Below are 7,158 nucleotides of genomic sequence, written 5' to 3'. Positions count from 1 at the left end.
TTATCATCCAAAGTTGGGGCGTTTCCTGCAGACTGACCCTGTGGGTTATGAAGATCAGATGAATATGTATGCTTATGTGGGAAATGATCCGGTTAATTTTGTTGATCCGACAGGGGAATTTGCATTAAATCTAGGGCTCGGCGGGTTTGGCGCTTTAGTCGGTGGTATATCTGGTGGAGTGGCTGCGTATATGGAAAGTGGTGATTTGGGAAAAGCTTTGATAGGGGCAGGAGCGGGTGCGGCATCAGGCTTTATATCGGGCGCTTCTTTGGGAATGGGAGGGGCTGTCGTGTCGGTTGCTAAAGAAATAGCCAAAAAAATGTTTACTGGGGCACTTTCGGGTGGACTTGGTGATGGTGCTGGACAATTAGTTGGTAATGGAGGAGATTTGTCTCAGGTGGATGGTGGGCAAATGGCAGTTTCTAGTTTAACAGGCTCTGCTACTGCTGGATTGAAAGTACTAGCGACGGCAACAGGGTTTACCACGAAACAAACGTTGACGATCGCCGCTGTTGCTAGCGGCGCAATGGCTCCTGCTAAAGGGAAAGCTGAAGAGGTGAAACCATCAGATACTGATAGTTCATCTGTGTCAAGCAGTGCCTGTAACGGAACTAGTGGATGTAATTAATAAGTGAACTCAGATCAGATGAAAATACCTATAACGTCGAATAACAATAACTTTTTGTATGGCCTAGTTAAAATGGTTTTTTACAATTTATTGATAGTATTGAATATTCTATTGTACTCTAAGGTAACAAGTAACCATCTTGGTGGGGTACTTCCAGAAATAGTTTTTTTTGCGATTCTGATACTTATTGTTTTAAGTTTCACTGTTAAATATCGTTGGAAATATTTGAATGATGATGACGAAATATTAGTTACGCTCCAGTCCAACTTACTTAGCTACAATGTTGTTAAGGTTCTATTAAACGGTGAACTGGTTTGTAAAAGCAAGCAAAAAGGGAAAAGCGACATTATAGTAAATCTTAAACGATTAAAACATTTTACTAAACTTACTTTTTCCAAAAATAAGGAAAGTCAGGTGTTTTGTAGATTCGAATAAAACTATGAAATTACATAAAATTTGGTCGGAGTCAGGTGTGTTCGCACGTACAATATAGTACTCACATTGTTTGAATCCAAAGCCTCGCTCGTCGGGGCTAGGATTCAAAGGTTAGTAAGTATAATTTTCATGTAACACTATAATTTCTGATGCCAACCAGTTGTCAAAGTCAACCCACCTCTGGGTTTCTTCACCAGTTCCGAGTACGTCATATCGACTAGCTTCTCCATTTTTTTTAACTACAACATATGAACCATCGTTCTTATACCAGCCAACAACGATATCTCCTTCCATTAGTCCATCAATCCTAGCTGAGACATTCGGAGTCAAGATGCTAGAGGGGTAGTCATAGACCCCTGAATCCAGTGCATCATTAGGTACATATCCTAGAACCCTCAAGGAGCCTGAAAAAATCATCAAACCATTAGCTTGACTATAAAAACTTTTAAGCATTGGGCCTAATTTCACACCTAGAATCGACTCCAATTCATCTAATTGTTTTTCTGCTAGCCCTTTAATAATTACATGAGCAAAAGCTTTCGGCGCAATTTCTGGCTTGTGTCCAACTAATTGAGTTCCGCACGAATTTATTATGTCTCCTGAATTGGAGGCAAGTAACTATTTATTGAGAACCATTTTATCAAATATATCTTTATTCATAATTTACACGCAGTCAGGGCAATCATCACTAAATGGGTTAGGCGGAGCCTGTACATTTCTAGTAGGGTCCAATTAACTATCGGGGTCAGAACTAACTATCGGGGTCAGAACAAAGTTAAATTAACTCTTACGCCATCCAAGTTTCCTGCCAGGCGGCAATGTATGTAAGCGTCTACCTGTTAGTGATGTCAGTTCGCTTTTAAATCTATCATTACCTAAGGCCATACCTGACTTAGTTGCGGCTCTAATTTCTTCTAACAAATCCCCCTCGACATGACTAGTAAATAAACGTCGGTAGGTGGCTTGGCGCTCGGTATCATTAATACCTAACGCGGTGTATAAACAATGTGGAGTGCATAGATTTGAAACCTTACCTAATGCATTTATCTGATAACTAGACCAAACATATTCAGAAGGTTGTGCCACCATCGAGGCCCTAACTGGGTTCAGCTCAATGTAACGATAAAGATGAATTAAGTAGGCTTCATCTTCCACTAGGCAAGACTTAAAGCGCCCTTCCCACAATGTTCCCGTTCTTTTATAGCGGTGATTAAAGTATCTGACATATTGCCTACCCAGAGCTTGCATCATTCGACTAACGCCACCTGCTTCGTGCGGCGTACACAATAAATGGACGTGATTAGTCATCAATACCCAAGCTGCGTATTAACATCAGGAAGATCGCTAAATAACATTCATGGAGATCGCAAACTCTCTAATCAATAGGACCTTGGTTAATCTACTTTTATTGATCTGCATGCGTCAATGATTTTGTGATTTTTCGCATTGACTCTCCTTCCAATTCCATTTTTATTGAGCGATGCACTAAGCGGTCAAGTATGGCATCAGCATGGGTCGATTCGCCGATCATTTCATACCATTTATTGATCGGTAGTTGGCTAATAATCAGTATTGAATGATGGTCGTAGCGACCGTCAATAAGCTCAAGTAAATCGCTACGCTGATTGGCGTTTAGTGGCTCTAAGCCCCAATCATCGATAATCAATAAGTCGGCTTTGATAAGTTTGCTAACCAGCTTTTGATAGCTGCCTTCTGCTTGAGCGAGATACATGTGTTCCAGTAATCCTTTTAAGCGGAAGTACAATACGCTTTTTCCTTGTCTGCAATACTCTGCGCCAAGGGCGCAAGCGATAAAGGTTTTCCCGCAACCGGTCGCACCTGTTATCACTAAATTGTGCGCATGATGAAGCCAATCACTTTGGCTCAGCGTTCTGATTTGTGCTTTATCTATATTGCGACTGGCTTTGTAATGGATATCAGCGAGCGTGGCTTTTTGCCTGAATTTAGCCTCCCGTGTCAGTCGTTCAATCCGTCGTTGCTCACGTTGCGTGAGTTCATGGGCAAGCAATAATTGTAGGCGCTCTGTGAAGCTTAACTCGGCGTAGGTATTGGCTTGAACAAGCTGTTGATTCAGGGCGTCACGCATCCCGGTCAGTTTTAGTTGATTCAGTTGTAGGGTAATGTCTTGCATAATGACTCCTTAGTGGTAGTAACCGTTGCCACGGATATTTTGATGTTCAATCGACGATAATAAATCAGGTTGTTGCTCCGGCATGGCCGTTTTATCCAATCCTTTTTTGAGTATGTTGGTGACGTTTTTAAGTCGCTTAGCGCCGGTAAGCAGAGCACGTTGGCAGGCATTTTCTAACCGTTCGTTAGTGTATTTCGAAGATAAACTCAGCAAGCCTAAGCAAGAACGAAACGCTTGTTCAGGGTGTTTTCTACTGGCGAGATTTTCTTGCACCAGCAGCAAGGTATGTGGCCCGATATTTTTAGCCCAATGTTCAAAGCGCTGAGCCGACCATTGTTGCTTTTGATGTGCTTTGGGCATGTGGGCATCTTGGGTGGAATGTCGACCTGCTTGGTAAGCGCGAGCATGAGTGGCGACCGTATTGCCCTCATGATTTAAGGTAACAAGCTGACCGGTTATCTTTGCTTCAAGCTGCTTTTTAACGAGGCTATAAGGTACAGAGTAATAGTGTTTTTCAATCTCAACGTGATAGTCAATATTGACGCGTACATTTTTGATATACGTGTATTGATAGGCGCATTCTGGTAAGGCTTTTAAGGCGGGTTTATCAATACGTTGAAATAGGGATGTGCGTGATTCATCGTACTGCTTCATGACTTTATGATTCATCCAGTTAACCAGTTCGCTAATGCGTTGGTTGAGTTGCCTTAAACTGAAAAAGGTTTCTTTGCGTATTCTTGCCATTATCCAGCGCTCGACAATTTGCACGCCGACCTCGGCTTTGGATTTGTCCTTGGGTTTATAGGGTCTGGCAGGCACAACGGTCGTATCGTAATACTCGGATAGCTGATGGTAAGTAGGGTTTAAGTCAGGCTCATAACGACAGCTTCTATGGACGCCACTTTTAAGATTATCAGGGATAACCATGTCCGGCACGCCCCCTAGGAATTCAAAACAGCGCACATGACTCATTATCCAGTCTTCTAACTGCTGCGACCACGTGGCTTCAGCATAGGTGTAATTACTGGCGCCCATAACGGCTACAAACACCTGAGCACTGCGATATTCACCTGTTTCAGGGTTCACAATAGCCATCGTGGGGCCGCAATAGTCAACAAACAACTTCTCACCAGCATGATGGGTTTGCCGCATTGATAAGCGTACACTGACGTTCCATTGTCGATACATTCGACAATAATGGTTGTAACTGTAATACCCCCCAGGGTTGTCATCCACATACTCTTCCCACAAGAGCTGCAAGGTCATATATTTGCGTGTTTTAAGCTCATCTTGCACCGTTTGCCAATTCGGTAAACTGTGCTTTTTGAGAGGCGCTTTGGTTTTCAAAAATGTATTTTTTAACGCAACGTCATCCCACTTATCCTCTAATGGCCACGTAGTGATACCCATTTTCGCGGCTTTAGCGGCATAACGTGATACCGCCGAAGGGGAGATAGATAAGCTTTTGGCTATTTGCCGATGTGTCAGTTTTTGCCCGTATTTAAGTCTCAGAATATCTTTTAGTTTTTTCATAGTAATAGGTGTTGTCGACATGGTTACTCGCGTCACAGGTAAAAATGACAGAGTAAAGGTTAAACACATCTATTGACTAGAAAGTAAGCGGTTCAATAACATCGATGCAGATCGCTAAATAACATTTTGGCTCGAAATTGATCTCGATGGATGTTATTCGCCGATCTAAGTTGATGTTATTACCTGATCTTCATGGATGGTATTCAGCGATCTAAGCTGATGTTAATATGCACCCAAGCGTGAATATCAACTCTACACTTAACAGAAAACTCTTTTAACCAACCCACATAAGCAAAAAAATCTTGTTCACTACCAAAACAAATTTGACGGTTATTACCCCGTTGAATAATATGCTGTGCAATACCAATTGGGCAGATACGAGGCAAACGACTCATAGGATGTCCTTATCTTTGAGTTAAGTAAGCAATAAGTATAACCTATGCCTGACATTGATCAGACCCCCACGCTACTTTTTTGAATATTATACAAATGCAGCGAATGGCCTCCAATCAAATTAATGATTTTTGTCCTTAGTTTATCGAATCCATCTAAGTAAGTGCTTGTTTTATCATAGGTTTCTTCAGGCTGAACGAGGTTGATACCCTCGAAGCATTGAAACACCCAGCGCAGTGTGGGGGTAGCAGAGGGTATGTTAATCTGGTTTGGGATGGTTTCATTGGCTTTTTTCATGCTCGCGCGCATGCGTCGTTGCGCGATTGAGTAAACCAATAAAGATAAGGTCATGATCATTAACAATGCGTCGATACGACTAGGCTTTTTGATGAACAAGGATGACACAAAAAACAGTGGGTCTTTTAGGAATCTAAACCCTCTTTCTACCACCGATTGCGCCTTGTAATGATGCAGAATTCCCTCAGGTGATAGCGCTTTTTCGTCGGCATTTGTGGCGAGTATAAAGCATGATTTTTGTTCAATAGCATGTTGAATTGCTTTATCATTTAGCTCAACCACCGCGCTCGTTTGCCATACAATTTGTTTGACTGGTGCATCTTTTTTAGGTCGGCCTTTTCCCTCGTAAACCTTGTGTGCTATGCAGTTAAGCTCAGTCAGTTGGTGATACTTTTGTCGCTTGTTAAGCGCGGCCAACGACTTCAGTGCGTCCTCTTTGCAAGTGAAGCGCTGGGCTTGCAAATGAAATAACTCTTTGTCTAATTTTTCCTTGGCGCGGTCGGCTTGTCTGCCAATCGTTTTTGTTGCACGCTCACCTGCGGCTTTTGAATTGACGACTATCCAGCGCTGTTTAATATCCATGTGCTCTACTTCATTCACTGTGTACTGGTAGTTGTCATCAATAGTCGTCCATTCTTGCGCAGTTAGGGCTTCTGTAATGAGTGTTTTTTCTAGTTTAATAGTGGACGGGATAAGCGTAATAAACGTCAGTTGCGATAAGAACTCAGCATTGTCTTTATGGTAAAGCTTACAGTCAGCGACCAAGTAGTTAGGCTTGGGCGCAGTTTTCACCATCTTGACCAGCGCCTTAGCGCGCTCTTTAAACACTTTTGTATCAGCGCTATTACCATCCCAATTTTTAACGGCCAAGGGTATTCCTCCGTCTTGACTGACAATCATTTCTTGTACAACTTGTTTTAAATCAGGGCGATGCGCTTTGCTATGACCGTGTGTAATTCTGATAACATGCTCGTCACAGCCTTCCTCATCATGCGCATACTCGCCGGTTAACGAATGACTTGTGGTATCAAGGGATTTAAACTGGCAATCTACAGCCTCTATTTCGCAGGCCTGATGCGATACCAAGGAAAACAGACTTTCACAACCAAAGTCATAACATTGGTCCAGTGTTCGGCCTAGTTTATGGCGATTAAAGTGAGATGCCTCAACGCCTTCACGAAATAGATGCTCCATCGGGAGATTGGCAAAAAACTGAGGGCTAAGCGTCAAAGGGCGATTACAAAACCCCAGGCCATTCATTATCATGCCCTTTATCGCCTCGCCCGGGCTAATTTCTTGAAGATCATCTTGCGGCAAATGCTTATCTAACAAAGGCACCATGTTTAAGTCGTCGATAACGCCAGCAACAATGCCATGGTGGTCTAACCGTTTGATTTTCATTGTGATTTCACCCTCAAAAGTTGAGGTGATATTGTACTAAACCCGCGATCTTGTGGGAAATATTATAAATAGAAATTATTCAATTTGGTCTGATCAATGTCAGCTATGCGTTATTTAACGTTATTCTGACCCCGATAGTTACTATGCGTTATTTAACGTTGTTCTGACCCCGATAGTTCTCTGATTCACTATTTTGGCTGTCCCGATAAAAACTCACACACCTGTTCAGGTATTACACTGATAACTATTTAATGACTTTATTGAATAAAAAAATGGCCGGGCTATAACAGCCGGCCATTTACTTTGTGAAATTGCACGT

At 42.3% G+C, this 7,158-nt stretch carries 7 protein-coding genes; 1 reads left to right on the top strand and 6 read right to left on the bottom strand.

Annotated elements, in window-relative coordinates; translation table 11 throughout:
• A partial coding sequence (locus tag CXF95_RS20840; RefSeq protein ID WP_101200505.1) for an RHS repeat-associated core domain-containing protein occupies positions 1–628 on the top strand: 628 nt, incomplete at its 5' end.
• A gap of 546 nt (positions 629–1,174) precedes the next feature.
• On the opposite strand, the gene CXF95_RS20830 is transcribed toward CXF95_RS20840, so the two are convergent.
• From CXF95_RS20830 to CXF95_RS20805, 6 genes are all read right to left on the bottom strand, one after another.
• Positions 1,175–1,582, bottom strand: coding sequence for an SMI1/KNR4 family protein (locus tag CXF95_RS20830; protein ID WP_369809336.1), 408 nt, complete (start codon positions 1,580–1,582; stop codon positions 1,175–1,177).
• 261 nt (positions 1,583–1,843) lie between these two features.
• Entirely contained in the window at positions 1,844–2,371 is a 528-nt protein-coding gene (locus CXF95_RS20825) for a transposase (protein ID WP_198556657.1), read from the bottom strand.
• A 97-nt stretch (positions 2,372–2,468) separates the two neighbouring features.
• The gene (gene istB, locus CXF95_RS20820) at positions 2,469–3,215 is read right to left on the bottom strand and encodes an IS21-like element helper ATPase IstB (RefSeq protein WP_101200488.1); all 747 of its coding nucleotides are present in this window, start codon (positions 3,213–3,215) and stop codon (positions 2,469–2,471) included.
• A gap of 9 nt (positions 3,216–3,224) precedes the next feature.
• On the bottom strand, positions 3,225–4,769 hold the full coding sequence (gene istA / locus CXF95_RS20815; protein WP_101200487.1) for an IS21 family transposase: 1,545 nt from the start codon (positions 4,767–4,769) through the stop codon (positions 3,225–3,227).
• 182 nt (positions 4,770–4,951) lie between these two features.
• Positions 4,952–5,143, bottom strand: coding sequence for a hypothetical protein (locus CXF95_RS20810; RefSeq protein WP_101200486.1), 192 nt, complete (start codon positions 5,141–5,143; stop codon positions 4,952–4,954).
• A gap of 58 nt (positions 5,144–5,201) precedes the next feature.
• Positions 5,202–6,839, bottom strand: a complete 1,638-nt coding sequence (locus CXF95_RS20805) for an IS1634 family transposase (protein ID WP_101197715.1) — start codon at positions 6,837–6,839, stop codon at positions 5,202–5,204.
• Between the last annotated feature and the right edge of the window lie 319 nt (positions 6,840–7,158).

This window comes from Paraglaciecola sp. MB-3u-78 (assembly GCF_002835935.1).
Classification (GTDB): Bacteria; Pseudomonadota; Gammaproteobacteria; order Enterobacterales; family Alteromonadaceae; genus Paraglaciecola.
Note: the sequence above shows the minus strand (reverse complement) of the source record. Positions and strands in the feature narration are given on the sequence as shown.

Excerpts from the sequence above, each read along its gene's own strand:
- CXF95_RS20825 (WP_198556657.1), bottom strand. The coding sequence starts at position 2,371 with ATGACTAATCACGTCCATTTATTGTGTACGCCGCACGAAGCAGGTGGC.
- istB (WP_101200488.1), bottom strand. The coding sequence starts at position 3,215 with ATGCAAGACATTACCCTACAACTGAATCAACTAAAACTGACCGGGATG.
- CXF95_RS20805 (WP_101197715.1), bottom strand. The coding sequence starts at position 6,839 with ATGAAAATCAAACGGTTAGACCACCATGGCATTGTTGCTGGCGTTATC.
- istA (WP_101200487.1), bottom strand. The coding sequence starts at position 4,769 with ATGTCGACAACACCTATTACTATGAAAAAACTAAAAGATATTCTGAGA.
- CXF95_RS20810 (WP_101200486.1), bottom strand. The coding sequence starts at position 5,143 with ATGAGTCGTTTGCCTCGTATCTGCCCAATTGGTATTGCACAGCATATT.